Origin of the sequence: Rhodovulum visakhapatnamense (genome assembly GCF_004365965.1) — a bacterium.
Classification (GTDB): Bacteria; Pseudomonadota; Alphaproteobacteria; order Rhodobacterales; family Rhodobacteraceae; genus Rhodovulum; species Rhodovulum visakhapatnamense.
In genome coordinates this window covers 181,313-197,305 of the sequence record NZ_SOEB01000002.1, presented here as the reverse complement: position 1 = coordinate 197,305, position 15,993 = coordinate 181,313, and the positions used below count along the sequence as shown (strand labels likewise).

Annotated in this window: 15 protein-coding genes; 10 read left to right on the top strand and 5 right to left on the bottom strand. The window is 69.1% G+C overall.

What is annotated here, in order from left to right; translation table 11 throughout:
* Nucleotides 1-2 precede the first annotated feature (2 nt).
* From EV657_RS02765 to EV657_RS02750, 4 genes are all read right to left on the bottom strand, one after another.
* Nucleotides 3-1,058 (bottom strand): lipocalin-like domain-containing protein, encoded by a 1,056-nt coding sequence (locus EV657_RS02765; RefSeq protein ID WP_134077060.1) that lies wholly within the window; start codon nt 1,056-1,058, stop codon nt 3-5.
* Nucleotides 1,048-3,465: an ABC transporter permease gene (locus EV657_RS02760; RefSeq protein WP_134077059.1), complete on the bottom strand. Its 2,418-nt coding sequence runs from the start codon at nt 3,463-3,465 to the stop codon at nt 1,048-1,050. The genes EV657_RS02765 and EV657_RS02760 overlap by 11 nt, the downstream gene beginning before the upstream one ends.
* Nucleotides 3,462-4,121: an ABC transporter ATP-binding protein gene (locus tag EV657_RS02755; protein WP_134077058.1), complete on the bottom strand. Its 660-nt coding sequence runs from the start codon at nt 4,119-4,121 to the stop codon at nt 3,462-3,464. The genes EV657_RS02760 and EV657_RS02755 overlap by 4 nt, the downstream gene beginning before the upstream one ends.
* 88 nt (nt 4,122-4,209) lie before the next feature.
* Nucleotides 4,210-4,413, bottom strand: a complete 204-nt coding sequence (locus tag EV657_RS02750; protein ID WP_075784326.1) for a YgaP family membrane protein — start codon at nt 4,411-4,413, stop codon at nt 4,210-4,212.
* Nucleotides 4,414-4,584: 171 nt separating this feature from the next.
* Here EV657_RS02750 and EV657_RS02745 point away from each other — a divergent pair, with 171 nt between their 5' ends.
* Together EV657_RS02745 and dmeF are read left to right on the top strand one after the other, a co-directional pair.
* Nucleotides 4,585-4,857: a metal/formaldehyde-sensitive transcriptional repressor gene (locus EV657_RS02745; protein ID WP_134077057.1), complete on the top strand. Its 273-nt coding sequence runs from the start codon at nt 4,585-4,587 to the stop codon at nt 4,855-4,857.
* 125 nt (nt 4,858-4,982) lie between these two features.
* Nucleotides 4,983-5,870 (top strand): CDF family Co(II)/Ni(II) efflux transporter DmeF, encoded by an 888-nt coding sequence (dmeF, locus tag EV657_RS02740; protein WP_243837469.1) that lies wholly within the window; start codon nt 4,983-4,985, stop codon nt 5,868-5,870.
* A gap of 16 nt (nt 5,871-5,886) precedes the next feature.
* Here the strand turns inward: dmeF and EV657_RS02735 are convergent, their stop codons facing one another.
* Nucleotides 5,887-7,662 carry an SLC13 family permease gene (locus EV657_RS02735; RefSeq protein ID WP_113670134.1) on the bottom strand — a complete coding sequence of 592 codons (1,776 nt, stop codon included), beginning with the start codon at nt 7,660-7,662 and terminating at the stop codon, nt 5,887-5,889.
* Nucleotides 7,663-7,880: 218 nt separating this feature from the next.
* Between EV657_RS02735 and pcaF the strand changes: the two genes are divergently transcribed.
* The 8 genes from pcaF to paaZ are packed head-to-tail and all read left to right on the top strand — an operon-like array spanning nt 7,881 to nt 15,616.
* A complete protein-coding gene (gene pcaF, locus EV657_RS02730) occupies nt 7,881-9,086 on the top strand; it encodes a 3-oxoadipyl-CoA thiolase (RefSeq protein WP_134077055.1) in 1,206 nt (401 codons plus the stop codon).
* Nucleotides 9,087-9,104: 18 nt separating this feature from the next.
* Complete coding sequence (paaA, locus tag EV657_RS02725; RefSeq protein WP_113670136.1) at nt 9,105-10,088, top strand: 1,2-phenylacetyl-CoA epoxidase subunit PaaA; 984 nt, start codon at nt 9,105-9,107, stop codon at nt 10,086-10,088.
* Between the two features lie 21 nt (nt 10,089-10,109).
* Nucleotides 10,110-10,394 (top strand): 1,2-phenylacetyl-CoA epoxidase subunit PaaB, encoded by a 285-nt coding sequence (gene paaB / locus EV657_RS02720; protein WP_075784332.1) that lies wholly within the window; start codon nt 10,110-10,112, stop codon nt 10,392-10,394.
* Nucleotides 10,394-11,176 carry a 1,2-phenylacetyl-CoA epoxidase subunit PaaC gene (paaC, locus tag EV657_RS02715; RefSeq protein WP_134077054.1) on the top strand — a complete coding sequence of 261 codons (783 nt, stop codon included), beginning with the start codon at nt 10,394-10,396 and terminating at the stop codon, nt 11,174-11,176. Before paaB ends, paaC begins: the two co-directional genes overlap by 1 nt.
* Entirely contained in the window at nt 11,163-11,687 is a 525-nt protein-coding gene (paaD, locus tag EV657_RS02710) for a 1,2-phenylacetyl-CoA epoxidase subunit PaaD (protein WP_134077053.1), read from the top strand. The genes paaC and paaD overlap by 14 nt, the downstream gene beginning before the upstream one ends.
* 11 nt (nt 11,688-11,698) lie before the next feature.
* Nucleotides 11,699-12,775: a 1,2-phenylacetyl-CoA epoxidase subunit PaaE gene (gene paaE / locus EV657_RS02705; protein ID WP_113670139.1), complete on the top strand. Its 1,077-nt coding sequence runs from the start codon at nt 11,699-11,701 to the stop codon at nt 12,773-12,775.
* Nucleotides 12,776-12,782: 7 nt separating this feature from the next.
* Nucleotides 12,783-13,535, top strand: a complete 753-nt coding sequence (locus EV657_RS02700) for a Phenylacetic acid catabolic protein (protein WP_134077052.1) — start codon at nt 12,783-12,785, stop codon at nt 13,533-13,535.
* 14 nt (nt 13,536-13,549) lie between these two features.
* The gene (gene paaZ / locus EV657_RS02695) at nt 13,550-15,616 is read left to right on the top strand and encodes a phenylacetic acid degradation bifunctional protein PaaZ (protein ID WP_134077051.1); all 2,067 of its coding nucleotides are present in this window, start codon (nt 13,550-13,552) and stop codon (nt 15,614-15,616) included.
* The last annotated feature ends 377 nt before the right edge of the window (nt 15,617-15,993 follow it).

Below are 15,993 nucleotides of genomic sequence, written 5' to 3'. Positions count from 1 at the left end.
CCCTAGTAGCCTGTCATTTCCAGATACCCCGCGCCCGGATGGCTGCCGGTCGCGGTGACGGGCCCTTCCCAATAGGGCACGCGGGTGTCGTTCCAGGCCTGCGGCTGCAGCGCGGCAATCGCGATGTCCAGATCGCGGGCGGGCAGGCGGACGCGCCACGCGGTCGGGATCTCGCGCCCCGCAACGCGGGTGGTGGCGCCGGGGATCATCTCGACCCCGCCCGGGGGCAGTGGCGTGGGCGTGCCGTCCGGGGCGATCCAGGTGCCCGTGCTGTAGTCGCCCTGCGCGCTCCTGAGCCGGAAGACCATCAGCCTGGCGCCGCCGTCGAGATGCAGCGACAGCCAGTCCCAGCCGGTCTGATCCCCGGCCAGCGGCTGGCTGGACCATTCCCGGTCGAGCCAGGCCTGGCCTTCCACCGCCACGCTATGATCGGGAAAGACCAGCGTTCCCTTGGCCTTGTAGAAGGGCTGCGAATAGTAATGGCTGGCCTGCCCGTCCTTGGACTTGACCGAATAGCCCTGCTCGCCCTGCAGGACCAGCGGTCCGGTGGCCACGAGCGCGAGGTCATAGGCGAAGTCGGTGCCGGTCGCGGTGAGGCTGAGCGCGGAAAGCGGATCGGCGCCGGGGGCGGCGGTGCTGGCCATCTGCCAGTCGTCGATCTGGGCCCGGAACGGGGCGAGCGTGACGCCTGCCTGCCCGATCCCGCCGCGTGCCAGCCGTTCGGCGGTGCGGTGGCCCCGGGCCGAGGTCAGGGCGGCATGGGCCATCCAGGCGGTCCGGGTCTGCCAGCCTTGCCCCGGATCGCCCGGTTCCAGCGCATTGCGGAAAAGCGTCCACTGGATGCCGTAATCCTGCCCGTCCGCGCCCTTGAGGTTTGCGGTCACATACCACCATTCGATCCGGAACCCGGGATGGGCGCCGTGATCGACAGGGAACTGCAGCCGGGTGTCGCGGCTGGGCAGCGCGAAGCCGTCCTCGGATGTGCCGAGCCCGGCAAAGCCCTGGGCGAGGGCGGGCAGCGGCAGCAGCAGCGCAAGGAAAAGGGCCTTAACGTTCATCGGCGAAGACCTTCAGCAGATGGACCGGCGCGAGGCGCGACAGCCGCCAGGCGGGCCAGGCGGCGGCCAGCGCCGCCGCGACCAGCGCCAGCGCCCCGAGCCACAGCCAGTCCTTCGGGAACAGATGCATGGGCAGGCGCCAGCCGAAAGCCTCGACATTGATGACGGCCAGCAGCACCCAGGCCAGCAAGAGCCCCACCGGCACCGCCAGCACCATGGTCAGCGCGGCCAGCAAGAGCGCGCGCAACAGTTCGAGCCGCGCCAGCCGCCCCCGGGTCAGCCCCAGCGCCCAGACCGGGGCCAGCTGCGGCAGCCGCATGGTGGACAGCGTCAGCAGGCTCATGAACATGGCAAAGCCAGCGACGCCCATGGTCAGCACGTTCAGCGCGGCGGTGACGGCGAAGGTCCGTTCGAACACCATCAGCGAGATCGTCTTGACCTCCTGCTGCGAGATCATGTGGTCCTGCGGCAGGCGGAATGCGTCCTCGATGGCGTCGCGCAGCGCGGGCACCTTGGCCGGGTCGGTGCGGATCGCATAGCGCAGCCGGTCGATATCGGGATAAAGCGCGACCAGATCGGCGACGCCGACAATGACCTGACCCCTGGTGTTGCCGTAATCGGCATAGACCCCCACCAAAGGTCGTGTCGCGCCCCCCGGCAGCGGCACCGGATCGCCCAGATGCAGGCCCGCCCGGCGCCAGAGCTGTTCGTTGACGATGGCGCCCTCGCCGCGGGCCAGGGTCTGCCAGACGGTCTGGTCGCCCAACAGCATCGGCCAGTGATCGGGGTAGGTGCGGTGATCGGCGACGCCATAGACCTCGCCGGGGCGGCCGAGGATGGTGCCGTCGATCTTCCAGATCGGCAGCAGCGCATCGCTGCGGGGGGCGAGCCAGTCGGCCAGCCGCCGGGCCTCGTCCTCGGTGCGGGCGGTGACGTAAAGCTCGGACGGCAGGCGCTGATCGAGCCAGGCGGTGAAGGCCAGCCGGAAGCTCGACACCATGGTGCCGACCCCGATATTGGCCGAAAGCGCCAGCAGCAGCGCCATCAGTGCCAGCGACAGGCCCGGCAATTGCTGGCGGGTGTCGGCCCAGAACCACTGCGCGATGACGCCCTTGGACAGCCGCTCGCCGAGGGCCAGTGCCATGGCCAGCGCTCCGGGCAGCACCAGCGCCGCCGACAGCAGCAGCGCACCCAGCAGAACGAAGCCAGCGACCAGCCCCTCGCCCCACAGCGCGGCGGCCAGGGCGATCAGTGCCAGAAGTCCCGCCAGCCCGGTCTGCCAGCCAAGGCTGCGGGCCGAGGCGCGGGTCCAGGCGCGGGGCTGGGCCGGGGCCAGCACCGGCATCCGCGCCAGGCGCCACAGGCTTTGCGCGGCCGCCGCGCCCGCGCCCGCCAGCGCCATGCCCAGCCCCGCCAGCGCCCATTCCGGGCGCAGCGACAGGCCGCCCGAGACGGTCGCGCCGTAAAGACCGCGCAACGTCGCCGCCACGTTCGGCAACAGCCCCGCCGCGATGACATAGCCAAGCGCGATGCCTGCGATCCCGGCCACGAGGGCGAACCCCATGATCTCGGCCGCCAGAAGGCCCACGAGGGTTCGCAGCGGCAGCCCGAGCGCGCGCAGCGTGCGGAAGATCGGGCGGCGCTGTTCGAAGGCGAGCCCGATGGCGGAATGCACGATGAACAGCCCCACCGCGAAGGACAGGAAGCCGAAGGCGGTCAGGTTCAGATGAAAGCTGCCGGTCAGCGCGCCCATGTCGGCCTGCTCGACCGGGGTCTGGCGGACGAGAGCCGGCGCGACCTCTGAAAGGGGCCGCTGGCGCAGCGGCTGGTCGGGCGCGACCAGCAGGCGGGTGATCTGGCCCTCGGCGCGCAGCAGGCGCTGGGCCACGCCGATATCGACAAAGAGGATGCCGGGCGCCATGCCCTCGGCCGCAACCAGCGGCGGCAGGCCCTCGGCGCCGATCCGGGTCAGTTCGTCGACTGTCTGGGGGGCGGCGAAGGCCAGTCCCTCGGCCGAGAGGAAATCCGTCGCGCGGTCCTGTCCGGTGACGGCGTCGGGCAGGCTTCCGCTGGGCAGGGTGAAGGGATCGACCCCGAGAATGCGCACCGGCACGCCGCGATGGGACCAGCGGCCTTCCAGCACCGGCGAGACCAGCCAGCCCGCGTGGCGCAGGTCCAGAAACACCTTCTGGTCGAAATCCTGACCGTTGCCCGCGGCGAGGCTGTCCAGCCGGTCCTGCGACAGCACCGCCGCCGCCCGGTCATAGCTTTGCCGCGCCTCGGCATTGATCGCCTGCACCCCCGACCAGAGCGCGGTGGCCAGCGCGAGCCCGAGGAAAAGGCCCGCCAGTTGCAGCGGATGGCGCCGCCAATGCGACAGAAGCGTGGTGAAGGCTGCGCGGATCATGCCGCGAGCCGCCCGCCCGCAAGATGCACCCGGCGGCCGAGCCTTGCCGCGAGCCGGGGCGAATGGGTCACCATCAGAAGTCCCGCGCCCGCCTCGGTCCCCAGCTCCAGCATCAGGTCCATGACCGCGTCGCCGGTGGCCTCGTCGAGATTGCCGGTGGGCTCGTCGGCCAGCAACAGCGCGGGCCGGATCGCCAGTGCCCGGCCGATGGCCACGCGCTGCTGCTGGCCGCCCGAAAGCTGTTCGGGATAGCGCGACATCAGCGCCGACAGCCCCAGCCGGTCGGCCAGCGCCGCGATCCAGTCCGGGTCGTGGCGTCCCGCAAGCCGGGCCTGGAAGGCGAGGTTCGCGGCCACGTCGAGCGAGGGGATCAGGTTGAACTGCTGGAAGACCAGCCCCACCGTCTGGCGCCGGAGTGCCGAAAGACGCGGGTCGGGGGCGTCGGTCAGGTCCTGCCCCGCGACCTCGATCCGGCCGCTATCGGCGCGGTCGAGCCCGGCGCACAGGTGCAGAAGCGTGCTTTTGCCGGACCCGGATTCGCCGGTCAGCGCGACCGTCTCGCCGGGGCCTATCGCCAGATCGACGCCGCGCAGCACCTCGACCCGGGTGCCGCCGGTCTCGTAGGCCTTGCCGACGCCGGTAAGTGACAAGATCATGGGCCGCCTCCCGTCTGCTGCGCCTATCTAGCGCGACCGGCGGCCGGGCACACCCCCGTCGGGGCCGGCGGGGTGCCGCACCTGCGGTCTAGTCGAAAACGGTGCCGGGCCGGATGCCGAACCTCTTGAACAGCATCGCGGCCGGGCAGAAGCCGGTGACCGAGGCCTGCATCATGTTCAGCCCGACAAAGGCGGTCAGCAGATACCACCACGGCGAGGCCCAGGTGCCGAGGGCAAGCGACAGAAGGATCATGAGGCCCGCGAACATCATCACGGCGCGGTCGAGTGTCATTGGCTGGTCTCCCGGATTGGGCCGGAGCCGTTTCGGCCCGGACAGGGAAAGAATACTCTCGCCGGCAAACAAATTCAATAATTAGAATGTGAATTCGACGACCTCAGGCGGGGATTGATCCGGCAGCGGCCGTTTGATAGGGGTACCCCCTATACCTATAAGGACGATCCGATGTCGCATCTTTCCGAGGACAAGCCCAAATTGCTGGCGCGGGTGCGCCGCTTGAAAGGGCAGATCGAGGCCATCGAGCGGGCCATCGAGGCCGAGAAGGACTGCGGCGCGATCCTGCAGCTGGTGGCCTCGGTCCGGGGCGCCACGGCAGGGCTGACCCAGGAACTGATCGAGGACCATCTTCGCCACCATGTCATCCTGATCGAGGACGAGACCGACCGCGAAAAGGGCGGCGCAGAGCTTGCCTCGGTCCTGCGCACCTATCTGAAATAGGCCAGATCATGCACGATCATCCGCACGACCATCACCACGATCACGATCACCATCATGGGCACGGCCACGCTCACGACTCGGACGCCGGTCTTTGCCATCCGCGCGGTCCGGGCGGGCCGGATCACGTGTTCCTCGGCGCCGACCATGACCGGAATGCCCGGCGCACCTGGCTGGTGATCGGCATCACCGCGACGATGATGGTGATCGAGATCGCGGCGGGCGCGGTCTTCGGGTCGATGGCGCTGCTGGCCGATGGCTGGCACATGGCGACCCATGCCGCGGCGCTGTCGATTGCGGCAGTGTCCTACATGATCGCGCGCCGTCACGCCCATGACCCGCGCTTCACCTTCGGCACCGGCAAGCTGGGCGATCTGGCGGCCTTCGGCAGCGCTGTGGTGCTGGGCGTCGTCGCGCTGCTGATCGGCTGGGAAAGTCTGATGCGGCTGGTGAACCCGGTCGGCATTCATTTCGGCGAGGCCATCGCCGTTGCCGTGATCGGGCTGGCGGTCAATGTGGGCAGCGCGGTGCTGCTGCATCAGGGTCCGCACGATCATGGGCACGGCCACAGCCATGGGCACGACCATGCCCATGAGGTCGATCACAACCTGCGCGCGGCCTATCTGCATGTGCTGGCCGATGCGCTGACCTCGGTGCTGGCCATCGTGGCTCTGGTTGCGGGGCGGGCCTTCGGCTGGGTCTGGCTCGACCCGATCATCGGCATGCTGGGGGCGATCCTGATCGCGCGCTGGTCCTACGGGCTGATGCGCGATGCGGGCGGGGTGCTGGTCGATTTCGTGCCGAGCTCCGAGATCCTGCCCGAGCGGATTCGCGCCGCCATCGAAACCGACGGCGCCCGGGTGGTCGACCTGCATGTCTGGCAGCTTGGCCCGGGGCACCGCGCGGCCATCGTGGCAATTGCCGATGACGCCCCACGTCCGGCCTCGGACTATCGCAAGCGGCTGGCCCATCTGCCGCGCCTGTCGCATGTGACCATCGAGGTCGAGACGGCCTGAGCCGCCTCGGCCCCGCTCAGAACGGGAAGAACACAGGGATCACCCCGACTGCCACGACCGCGAAGAGGATGTTCAGCGGCAACCCCACCTTCAGGAAGTCGCGGAAGCGGTAGCCGCCCGCGCCATAGACGAAGGTGTTGGTCTGATAGCCGATGGGGGTGGCGAAACTGGCCGAGGCCGCGAACATCACCGCCATGATGAAGGGCCGCGGATCGACGCCCAGCTGGGTTGCAAGCCCGATCACGATGGGTCCGACCAGCACGGCAACGGCGTTGTTGCTGATCATCTCGGTCAGGGCGCTGGTCAGCACATAGACGGCCGCCAGGATCGCCAGCGGCCCGAATCCGCCCATCAAGCCCACGACCCAATCGACGATCAGCTTGGCGGCGCCGGTCTCTTCCATCCCCTGGCTCAGTCCCAGCATGCCGAAGATCAGGAACAGGATGCGCCAGTCGATGGCGCTGAACGCCTCTTCGGGATCGACGCAGCGGGTCAGCATCACGACGACCGCGCCGATCACCGCAAGCCCGGCGATGGGCATCACCTCGAAAGCTGCCAGCCCGACGACAGCCGCCATCGTGGCGATGGCGATGGGCGCCCTGGCGCGCCGCATCGGCCGTTCGGAGGGGGCCGAGAGGTTGATCACCCCGCCATCCTCGACCAGCCGGCGCAACCCTTCTGGCGGGCCCTCCAGCAGCAGCGTGTCGGCGAATTGCAGGCGGATGTCGTCGATCCGGTCCGACAGGTTCCGGTCGGCGCGATGCACCGCCATCACATAGACGCCATAGCGCCGCCGCAGCCGCACTTCGGCCAGCGAACGCCCGCGCAGGGTCGAATTCGGGCCGATGCTGGCCTCGAGCGTGACGGTCTGGTCGGCGGTCACCGGCTCGACCCCCCGGTCCGACAGGTCGCGGAACGCCACCTGGCCATTTTCCTTCAGCCCGAGGATCTCGCCGGTTCCGGTCTTCAGGACCAGCCGGTCGCCGGGCTCCAGGATCAGGCCGTCAAGGCTGCGCCGCATCGAGACCTCGCCCCGGATCACGTCGAGGATACGGGTCTCGGCGGTATTGAACGGCAGCTCGTCGAGCCGCTTGCCGACATAGCGCGAGCCGGCCGGGATCAGCAGCCGGGCCAGGAACCGGCGCCGGGTCTCGCGCCCCATCAGATGCGCCAGCGACTGCCGGTCGGGCAGCAGGAAGCGCCCGGCGAAGGTCATGTAGGCCATGCCGACCAGCACGAAGACGAGCCCGGGCAGGGTCATCTCGAACATCGATATCGGCGGCTGGCCCGCGTCGCGGGCAACGCCGCTCATCAGGATGTTGGTCGAGGTGCCGACAAGGGTCAGGGTGCCGCCGAAGATCGCCGCGAAGGACAGCGGCATCAGCAGCCGCGACGGCGAGACGCCGACGCTGGAGGCGACCGAGATCATCACCGGCGCCAGCAGGATCACCACGGGCGTGTTGTTCATGAAGGCCGAGGCCAGCACCGTCACGGTCATCGTGATCAGAAGCGCGCGCAGGTAGGACCCCCCGGCCCGCGCGGTCATGAACTCGCCCAGCGCGGCCAGCACGCCGGTGCGTTCCAGGGCGGCCGAGATGATGAACATCATCGCAATGGTGATCGGCGCACTGGACCCGAACACCGTCAGAAAGTCGCCGGTCTGGATGATTCCGGTGGCCAGAAGCGCCGCCGAGGCCGCCAGCGCGGTCACCTCGGGCGGGTATATCTCCTTTACGAAACTGAGAAAGACGATGACGAGCAGGGCAAGAACCAGGATCTGGTCAAGCGACATCCGGAGGAACCTTCCGATGGGCGCATCTATTTATTGAAAATACGATAGGCGAAATCGGGTTTTTGCGGAAGCGGTTCGTTTGATGACGCGGAGGATGAGACGGCGAATTTTCCGGCAAGGCTCTTCCCATGCGGCCCGCTCCTGCCTATAGTGTGACCGAACGGTCGATCAATTTGCGGAAGCGAGTCGGCCGGGGGACAGACGTCTGGGAGGACCGAATGGCCGAAGCCTTCATCTGCGATGCGCTGCGCACGCCCGTCGGGCGCTATGGCGGAGCGTTGTCGGGACTGCGCGCCGACGATCTGGCGGCGGTGCCGATCGCGGCGCTGATGGCGCGGCATCCCGATGTCGACTGGGCCTCGGTCGAGGATGTGATCCTCGGCTGTGCCAACCAGGCGGGCGAGGACAACCGCAATGTGGCGCGGATGGCGGCACTTCTGGCCGGGTTGCCGGTCGAGGTGCCGGGCACCACCGTCAACCGGCTCTGCGGGTCCGGGATGGATGCGGTCGGGCTTGCGGCGCGGACGATCCGCGCGGGCGATGCCGATCTGATGATCGCGGGCGGGGTCGAAAGCATGAGCCGCGCGCCCTTCGTGATGGCCAAGGCCGACACCGCCTTCTCGCGCCGGGCCGAGATCCACGACACCACCATCGGCTGGCGCTTCGTCAACCCGCGCATGGCGGCGGCGCATGGCACCCATTCCATGCCCGAGACCGCCGACAACGTGGCCGCCGACTTCGCCATCTCGCGTGAGGATCAGGACCGTTTCGCCGCCGAAAGCCAGGCGCGCTGGGCCGCGGCCCAGGCGGCGGGCGTCTTCGCCGGGGAAATCGTGCCGGTCGAGCTGCCGCAGCGCAAGGGGCCGCCGCTGCGGGTCGAGATCGACGAACATCCGCGCCCCGGCACCAGCGCCGAAAAGCTCGCGGGGCTGAAAGGGGTCAACGGACCCGGGCTGACGGTCACCGCGGGCAATGCCTCGGGCGTCAATGACGGCGCCGCCGCGCTGATCGTCGCGTCAGAGGCCGCGGCCGTGGCGCAGGGCCTTGCCCCCCGGGCGCGCATCGTCGCCATGGCCGCGGCCGGTGTGCCGCCCCGGATCATGGGCATGGGCCCGGTGCCCGCGACCCGCCGCGTTCTGGAAAAGGCGGGGCTTTCCCTTGCGCAGATGGATGTGATCGAGCTGAACGAAGCCTTCGCCGCGCAGGCGCTGGCGGTGCTGCGCGCGCTGGGCCTGCCGGACGACGCGCCCCATGTGAACCCCAATGGCGGGGCCATCGCCATCGGCCACCCGCTGGGCATGAGCGGTGCGCGGCTGGTGGCGACCGCGGCCAACCAGCTGGCGCGCAGCGGCGGACGTTACGCGCTTTGCACGATGTGCGTTGGTGTGGGCCAGGGCATTGCCCTTATCCTCGAACGCGTCTGATCAGGGAGGACTGCGACGATGTATGCACAGATGGTGACATCCGAAGGCGGCAAGGCCCGGGACGAGATGACCCCCGAGGAACGCGCCTTTCAGGACCGGATCGACCGGGGCGAGCGGATCGAGCCCAAGGACTGGATGCCCGAGGGCTATCGCAAGACGCTGATCCGCCAGATCGGCCAGCACGCCCATTCCGAGGTGGTGGGCCAGCTGCCCGAGGGCAACTGGATCACCCGCGCGCCGACGCTGGAACGCAAGCAGATCCTGCTGGCCAAGGTGCAGGACGAGGCCGGGCACGGGCTTTACCTTTATTCCGCCGCTGAGACGCTGGGGGTCAGCCGGGACGAGCTGACCGGGATGCTTCTGGCCGGGAAGATGAAATATTCCTCGATCTTCAACTATCCGACGCTGACCTGGGCCGATATCGGCGCGGTCGGCTGGCTGGTCGACGGCGCCGCGATCATGAACCAGGTGCCGCTGCAGCGCACCTCCTACGGGCCCTATGCCCGGGCCATGGTGCGGATCTGCAAGGAAGAGAGCTTTCACCAGCGCCAAGGCTATTCGATCATGATGACGATGGCGCGGGGCACGCCCGACCAGAAGGCGATGGCGCAGGATGCGCTGAACCGGTTCTGGTATCCCTCGCTGATGATGTTCGGCCCCTCGGACAAGGACTCGGTCCATTCCGCGCAGTCGATGGCCTGGAAGATCAAGATCAACACCAATGACGAGCTGCGCCAGAAATTCGTCGACCAGACCGTGCCGCAGGCCCGGTTTCTCGGGCTCGAGATCCCCGATCCGGGGCTCGCCTGGAACGAGGAGAAGGGCGGTCACGACTTTTCGCAGCCCGACTGGTCCGAATTCTACGAGGTGCTGAAGGGTAACGGCCCCTGCAATGCCGAACGGATGGAGGCGCGGATCGAGGCCTGGGAGGACGGCGCCTGGGTCCGCGAGGGGCTGATGGCCCATGCCGAAAAGCGCGCTGCCGCCCACGCGGCCGAGTAACCGTTTTCAAGGGAGGAGAACATGTCCAGCGAATGGCCCCTCTGGGAGGTCTTCATCCGCGGTCAGCACGGGCTGAACCACCGCCATGTCGGCAGCCTGCATGCGCCGAGCGCCGAAATGGCGATCCAGAACGCCCGCGACGTCTATACCCGGCGCAACGAGGGCGTGTCGATCTGGGTGGTGCGCTCGAACGACATCGCCGCCTCGGCGCCCTCGGACAAGGGGCCGCTGTTCGAGCCCTCGAACGCCAAGGTCTACCGGCACCCGACCTTCTTCGATATCCCCGACGATGTGGGGCATATGTGATGCCCGCGTTGCCAGAGACGACGATACCGGCCGATGCGGTTCTGTTCGAAACGTTGCTGCGGGTCGGGGACAGTGCGCTGATCCTCGGTCACCGGGTGTCCGAATGGTGCGGCCATGCGCCGACGCTGGAAGAGGACATCGCGCTGGCCAATGTCGCGCTCGACCTGATCGGGCAGGCGACGCTGTGGCTGGGGCTTGCCGCCGAGATCGAGGGCGCGGGGCGCGACGCCGATGCGCTGGCCTTCCGCCGCGACGCGGGCGGGTTTCGGAACCTGTTGCTGGCCGAACAACCTAACCGCGACTTCGCCGTCACCGTGATGCGCCAGTTCCTGTTCGATGCCTGGCATGCCGAAATGCTGGCCGGGCTTGCGGTGTCAACCGACCCGCGCGTGGCCGAGATTGCCGCCAAGGCGCAGAAAGAGGTGGCCTATCACCTCGAGCGGTCCGAAACGCTGGTGATCGGGCTGGGCGACGGCACGCCCGAAAGCCATGCCCGGATGCAGGCCGCGCTGACCCGGCTCTGGCCCTTCACCGGCGAGCCGTTCCGGGGTGACGCGACCGATGCCGCCGCCGCGGAGGCCGGGATCGCGCCCGATCCGGCGGCGCTGGAACCGGGCTGGTCGGCGCGGGTCGAGGCGGTGCTGGCCGAGGCGACGCTGACCCTGCCCGACACGGCGCGCTTTCGCAGCGGCGGGCGCAGCGGCGTGCATGGCGAGGCGCTGGGCCTTCTGCTGGCCGAGATGCAGTTCCTGCAACGGGCCTATCCCGATGCCCGCTGGTGACACCGTGGACCGGCCCGCGACCGACCGGGTCTGGGCGTGGCTGGCCGAGCTGCCGGACCCCGAGATCCCGGTCATCAGCCTGACCGATCTGGGCATCGTGCGCGACGTTGCCTGGCAGGGCGATACGCTGGTGGTGACGGTCACGCCGACCTATTCGGGCTGCCCCGCGACCGGGATCATCAGTCTCGACATCGAACGCGCCCTGCGGGAGCGCGGCATCGGCAAGCTGCGGATCGACCGGCAGCTGTCGCCGCCCTGGACGTCGGACTGGCTGGGCCCCGAGGCGCGCGAAAAGCTCAGGGCCTTCGGCATCGCGCCGCCGGTGCCGGGCAGCGCCGCAACGCCGGGGGCCGCCCGCGCGCGCAGCCTTGCGGAGGGGCTTTCCGTCGCCTGCCCGCGCTGCGGCTCGGACCGGACCGAACGGCTGAGCCAGTTCGGCTCGACCCCCTGCAAGGCCGCCTGGCGCTGCCGCGACTGCCTTGAACCCTTCGACTATTTCAAATGTATCTGAGAGGGGCGGCCATGGCCCGTTTTCACCCGCTGACCGTTACCGATATCCGCCGCGACACCCGCGATGCCGTGGTCCTGACGCTGGACCCGGCCGAGGCCGACCGCGCCGCCTTTGCCTTCACCCAGGGCCAGTACCTGACCTTCCGCCGGGCCTTCGACGGGGAAGAGCTGCGTCGCTGCTATTCGATCTGTTCGGGGCTCGACGACGGCTGCCTCAGGGTCGGGATCAAGCGGGTCGCGGGCGGCGCCTTCTCGACCTGGGCGAACGAGGCGCTGAAACCCGGCGACGTGCTTGAGGCGATGCCGCCGATGGGCAAGTTCCACGCGCCGCTCGACCCGACTGCCGCGCGCCATTACCTGGCCTTCGCCGCCGGATCGGGCATCACGCCGGTTCTGTCGATCCTTCGCACCGTGCTGAGCCGCGAGCCGGGCGCGCGGGTCACGCTGGTCTATGCCAACCGGCAGGTCAGCTCGATCATGTTCCGCGAAGAGCTGGAGGATCTGAAGAACACCCATCTCGGGCGGCTCGCGGTGATCCATGTGCTGGGCTCCGAGACCCAGGAGATCGACCTGTTCACCGGCCGGATCGATGCGCAGAAGATCGACCGGCTGTTCGCCGGCTGGATCGACGCGGCCTCGGTCGATCTGGCCTTCATCTGCGGCCCGCAGGCGATGATGCTGACGGTGGCCGACGGGCTGCGCCGCCACGGTCTGACCGACGACCGGATCAGGTTCGAGCTGTTCCTGTCGACCCAGCCCGGCCGCGCCCGGCGCCGGGCGGTCTCGGTCGTGCAGGCCGACAGCGCCAATGCGACCGAGACCAGCGTCACGCTGGACGGCACCACCCGCAGCTTCCGCATGCCGAAAACCGGGCAAAGCCTGCTGGAGGCCGCCATCGCCGCCGATCTCGACGCGCCGTTTTCCTGCAAGGCCGGGGTCTGTTCGACCTGCCGGGCCAAGGTTCTGGAGGGCGAGGTCGAGATGCTGACCAACCATGCGCTGGAAGATTACGAGGTCCGCGCGGGCTATGTGCTCACCTGCCAGTGCTACCCGCTGAGCGACCGTCTGGTGGTCAGCTATGACGAGTGAGGACGCCATGACCGAAATCAGCCTCGACGACTACCTCGCCCGGGGCGGCAAGCTGACCGCGCCGACCAACGTGCCCGCGCGCTATCGGGGCGAGCTGTTGCGGCTGATGTCGTCCTTCGTCGACAGCGAACTGGCGGGCTCGGCGGGCTTTGCCGATGCGATCAACCGGGCGCCCGGCATCAGGGAACGGATCGCGGCCAGCCGGATCGTTCTGGAAAAGGCCGATCATGCCGAACGGGTGCTGGACCTGATGACCGCCTTCGGCACCGACAAGACCCGCTACGAGCAGGCCCATGACTGGGCCGCGCGCGGTCCCCGCGAGGCCCAGATCGGCGCGCACCGGCAGGGCGCCGACATGCGCCTGTCGGTCTTTCATTATCCGCTGCAAGGCTGGGTCGACGCGGTCGCGATGAACGTGCTGATGGGGCTTGCGACCGGGGTGCAGCTGGCCGAACTGGCCCGCGCCTCGTACACGCCCTTCGCCGAGGCGATCCGCGAGATCGCCCCGCGCGAGGCCCGCCATGCCGAGCTTGGCCTTGAGGGGCTGGCGAAACTTGTGGCCGGTCCCGCCGGCCGGGCCGAGGCGCAAGACGCCATCGCCTACTGGATGCCGCGCGTCGCCGCCACCTTCGGGCGGGCGGACTCGCCCCGGTTCGAGACCTTGCGGCGGATGGGGCTGAGACACCGGACGAACGAGGCGCTGCTGGCCGAGTGGCGGGCGCTGGCCGAGGCGGAGCTGTCCCGCCTGAACCTGAACTGACGAAGGAGCACCCCATGGACGGATCGGCGACCATTCCCCGCCGCCTCGAAAGCTATCTCTCGGGCCATTGGCAAGCGGGGGCGGGCGAGGGCGCGACCCTTCTCGACGCCGCAACCGGCCGTCCGGTGGCGCGGATCGGGTCCGAGGGGCTCGATTTCGGCGCGGCGCTGGACTGGGGGCGGCGGACGGGCGGTGCCGCGCTGCGGGCGATGACGATCCACGAACGGGCGCTGATGCTGAAGGCGCTGGGCCTTCGGCTGATGGAGCTGAAGGAAGAATTCTACGCCGAAAGCCTGCATACCGGCGCCACCCGCGCCGATGGCTGGATCGACATCGAGGGCGGCATCGGCACGCTGCTGACGCTGGCCTCGAAGGCGCGGCGCGAGCTGCCCAATACCCGGGTGCTGACCGAAGGCCCGGTCGAGCCGCTGTCGCGCGACGGCAGCTTTGCGGGCCAGCACATCCTGACCCCGCTGACCGGTATCTCGATCCATATCAACGCCTACAACTTCCCGGTCTGGGGGATGCTGGAAAAGATCGCGCCCTCGCTGATCGCGGGCGTGCCCTGCCTCGTGAAACCCGCCAGCCAGACCGCCTACCTGACCGAACTGGTGGTGCGCCGGATCGTCGAGACCGGGATCCTGCCCGCGGGCGCGCTGCAGCTTGTCGCGGGCTCGGCCGGGGATCTTCTGGACCATGTGACCGGCCAGGATGCGGTGACCTTCACCGGTTCGGCCGCGACCGGGCAGATGCTGAAGCGCCATCCCGCGCTGGTGGCGCAGGCGACCCGATTCACGATGGAGGCCGACAGCCTCAACGCCTCGGTGCTGGGTGCCGATGCGGTGCCGGGCACGCCGGAATTCGACCTTTTTGTCCGCGAGGTGGCGCGCGAGATGACCGCCAAGGCCGGGCAGAAATGCACCGCCATCCGCCGCGTCCTGGTGCCCGCGGGGCTGGAAGACGCGGTGATCGAGGGGCTGGCCGCGCGCTTTGCCAGGACGCCGGTCGGGCTTCCGGGCGATGCCGAGGTGCGGATGGGGCCGCTGGCCAGCCTCGATCAGCGCGCCGAGGTGCGCGCGCGCATCGCCGAACTGGCCGCCGAGGCCAGAATCGTCTGCGGCGACGCGGAGGCGGTTTCGGTCGTCTCGGGCGATGCCGGGGCCGGGGCCTTCCTCAACCCGGTGCTGCTGCATTGCGCCGACCCGTTCGCGGCCAAGGCCGTCCACGATGTCGAGGCCTTCGGGCCGGTGGCCACCCTGATGCCCTATGGCGATGCCGCCGAGGCGGTGGCGCTGGCGCGGCGCGGCAAGGGATCGCTGGTCGCCTCGGTCTTCACCGACGACCCGGATCTTGCCGCCGAGATGGTGATCGGCATGGCGCCGTTCCACGGCCGGGTGATGATCGGCAACCGGGCCTCGGCCAAAAGCTCGACCGGGCATGGCTCGCCGCTGGCGCCGCTGGTCCATGGCGGGCCGGGCCGGGCCGGCGGTGGCGAGGAGCTGGGCGGCATGCGTGCGGTCCGGCATTACATGCAGCGGACGGCGGTGCAGGGCGCGCCACGGCTTCTGTCTGCCGTCACCGGCCGCTGGATCGAGGGCGCCGCCGCGCGAACCGGGGCGCATCCGTTCCGCAAGTCGCTGGCCGAACTGCAGATCGGCGATCGGGTCACGACCGCGTCCCGCGAGGTCACGAAGGCCGACGTCGAGCATTTCGCCGAGTTCACCGGCGACACCTTCTACGCCCATATGGACAGCGAGGCCGCCCGCGCGAACCCGTTCTTCGAGGATCGCGTCGCCCATGGCTATCTGATCGCCTCCTTCGCGGCGGGGCTTTTCGTCGACCCCGCGCCGGGGCCGGTCCTGGCCAATTACGGGGTCGACAACCTGCGGTTCCTGACGCCGGTCTATTTCGGCGACAGCCTGAGCGTCTGTCTGACCTGCAAGGAGATCAACCCGCGCGAGACCGCCGAGTATGGCGAGGTCCGCTGGGATTGTCGGGTGACGAACCAGAAGGACGAAACGGTCGCGCTTTACGATGTCCTGACGCTGGTCGCGAACACCTGGCCGCAGGCGGGGGAATGAGGCAGGGGTCGATATTCGAGGTCAAAGAGGGTCATCGAGGCCCTTTGGCACGGTCGAACGTTCGGCCTGAACCCGCCTCTCGACCGCCGCTGCGTCCATAGGGGCAGGACGGTCGGCTTGCGCCAAGGTGGCATTCGCGCATGGCCATAGGAAGACGGGCATCCGCAGCCAGAAGCTTCGGATGCCCGCGGTCGAGGCGTCAACGCGCAACGTGCCCGACAGGCTGCGCAACGGGTGGCGGCGGCCGCCGGTTCACCTGCTTCGCCCGAAGCCGACGCAGGAGCCAAAGGGGGCGTGGTGGATATCGAGGGCCGCTTCCTCCTGTAACGCGCGATCTCTTCCGGGGAGCGCGCCGAAAGTCCCGGTTCGGTCGGCGG

Excerpts from the sequence above, each read along its gene's own strand:
- EV657_RS02765 (WP_134077060.1), bottom strand. The coding sequence starts at position 1,058 with ATGAACGTTAAGGCCCTTTTCCTTGCGCTGCTGCTGCCGCTGCCCGCC.
- EV657_RS02760 (WP_134077059.1), bottom strand. The coding sequence starts at position 3,465 with ATGATCCGCGCAGCCTTCACCACGCTTCTGTCGCATTGGCGGCGCCAT.
- EV657_RS02755 (WP_134077058.1), bottom strand. The coding sequence starts at position 4,121 with ATGATCTTGTCACTTACCGGCGTCGGCAAGGCCTACGAGACCGGCGGC.
- EV657_RS02750 (WP_075784326.1), bottom strand. The coding sequence starts at position 4,413 with ATGACACTCGACCGCGCCGTGATGATGTTCGCGGGCCTCATGATCCTT.
- EV657_RS02745 (WP_134077057.1), top strand. The coding sequence starts at position 4,585 with ATGTCGCATCTTTCCGAGGACAAGCCCAAATTGCTGGCGCGGGTGCGC.
- EV657_RS02735 (WP_113670134.1), bottom strand. The coding sequence starts at position 7,662 with ATGTCGCTTGACCAGATCCTGGTTCTTGCCCTGCTCGTCATCGTCTTT.
- pcaF (WP_134077055.1), top strand. The coding sequence starts at position 7,881 with ATGGCCGAAGCCTTCATCTGCGATGCGCTGCGCACGCCCGTCGGGCGC.
- paaA (WP_113670136.1), top strand. The coding sequence starts at position 9,105 with ATGTATGCACAGATGGTGACATCCGAAGGCGGCAAGGCCCGGGACGAG.
- paaB (WP_075784332.1), top strand. The coding sequence starts at position 10,110 with ATGTCCAGCGAATGGCCCCTCTGGGAGGTCTTCATCCGCGGTCAGCAC.
- paaC (WP_134077054.1), top strand. The coding sequence starts at position 10,394 with ATGCCCGCGTTGCCAGAGACGACGATACCGGCCGATGCGGTTCTGTTC.
- paaD (WP_134077053.1), top strand. The coding sequence starts at position 11,163 with ATGCCCGCTGGTGACACCGTGGACCGGCCCGCGACCGACCGGGTCTGG.
- paaE (WP_113670139.1), top strand. The coding sequence starts at position 11,699 with ATGGCCCGTTTTCACCCGCTGACCGTTACCGATATCCGCCGCGACACC.
- EV657_RS02700 (WP_134077052.1), top strand. The coding sequence starts at position 12,783 with ATGACCGAAATCAGCCTCGACGACTACCTCGCCCGGGGCGGCAAGCTG.
- paaZ (WP_134077051.1), top strand. The coding sequence starts at position 13,550 with ATGGACGGATCGGCGACCATTCCCCGCCGCCTCGAAAGCTATCTCTCG.